A 416-nucleotide genomic window follows, 5' to 3' on the forward strand; every position below is an offset into this window, starting at 1 on the left:
ACGGCACCATCGCGCCGACGGGCAAGGGCGTCATCGTCAACCTGGCGACCGGTAGCGCGACCGACAACTGGGGCAACGTCGACAAGCTCGTCGGCATCGAGGACGTGTCCGGCTCGCGCTACGGCGACGTCCTGACCGGCAACGCGGCTGACAACAGCCTGAACGGCGACGACGGCAACGACACGATCACCGGCGATGCCGGCAACGACTGGCTCGACGGCGGCAACGGTGCCGACAGCCTGCTGGGCGGCCTCGGCATGGACCAACTGTCGGGCGGCGCCGGCAACGACACGATCGACGGCGGCGCCGACCGCGACCGCGTCACCTATTTCAACGACTACGGCACCATCGCGCCGACGGGCAAGGGCGTCATCGTCAACCTGGCGACCGGTAGCGCGACCGACAACTGGGGCAAC

General features: G+C 69.0%; 1 protein-coding gene. It reads left to right on the top strand.

Annotation, left to right across the window (positions count from 1 at the left end):
• A partial coding sequence (locus ACEN88_RS34390; RefSeq protein WP_413346886.1) for a calcium-binding protein occupies positions 1 to 416 on the top strand: 416 nt, incomplete at both ends.

Source organism: Massilia sp. CT11-108 (assembly GCF_047302915.1).
Lineage (GTDB): Bacteria > Pseudomonadota > Gammaproteobacteria > Burkholderiales > Burkholderiaceae_D > Telluria > Telluria orientalis.